Origin of the sequence: Neglectibacter sp. X4, from assembly GCF_009917365.1 — a bacterium.
Classification (GTDB): domain Bacteria; phylum Bacillota; class Clostridia; order Oscillospirales; family Acutalibacteraceae; genus Acutalibacter.
Window position 1 is genome coordinate 1 of record NZ_QWLE01000240.1, and the last position, 706, is coordinate 706.

Sequence of the window (706 nt, forward strand, 5' to 3'; positions counted from 1 at the left end):
TCTGCCCTTGCCATGGGCGGAAATATTCGTGTCGGTCTTGAAGATAATGTTTATTATAATGCGGGACAGTTGGCAGAATCCAATGAACAGTTTGTGGCTCGTGTGAAACGGCTTGCGGAGGAAATGGGCAAGTCCGTCGCAACCCCAGATGAAGCCAGAGAAATTCTGGGTCTTGGAAAATAAGTAAGAAATTGTCTGTGTTGTCCTTTCGCAACGGAGGTGCCGCTTTGCAACAGAAAAAGCCTGTGATAGAGAAAAGGCGGGCGGGACATCCTTTGATGGAAAAAGAGCAATTTCAGGGCAAGAGAGTTTTTTTGAGCCCTGGTTAAAACTTTGGCACAACCTTTGCGATACAATATAGCATCAAGAATTAAAATTTCTCTTTTGGTGTCGGAGGAAAAATTGCTACACCAAAAAATATAAGATGAAAAGGAGAACTTATTATGTCAGAAATCGCTGTAAGACACACGCGCGAAGAGTGCTTCGCTCATACAAATGATTGGAAAAAACCTTATGATGGAAGTATCTTTGATATGTTTAGAGATGGCTCATTTGAACTGATTGATCTTTCAAACCCGTTTGGCAGAGGTAATCCGCTCTGGCCGTCCAACGGAGATTTTCATATTGACAGAGTACAGCATATGCCGATGCACTACAGATTACTACAGACTTTCAATGATTTTCATATGCACAATTCTACTCATGC

At 42.1% G+C, this 706-nt stretch carries 2 protein-coding genes; both read left to right on the top strand.

The window, feature by feature from the left end:
• The coding region (locus tag D1841_RS17890; RefSeq protein WP_166554355.1) for a 3-keto-5-aminohexanoate cleavage protein at nucleotides 1-183 on the top strand (183 nt) is incomplete at its 5' end.
• 260 nt (nucleotides 184-443) lie between these two features.
• A partial coding sequence (locus D1841_RS17895; protein ID WP_207710206.1) for a hypothetical protein occupies nucleotides 444-706 on the top strand: 263 nt, incomplete at its 3' end.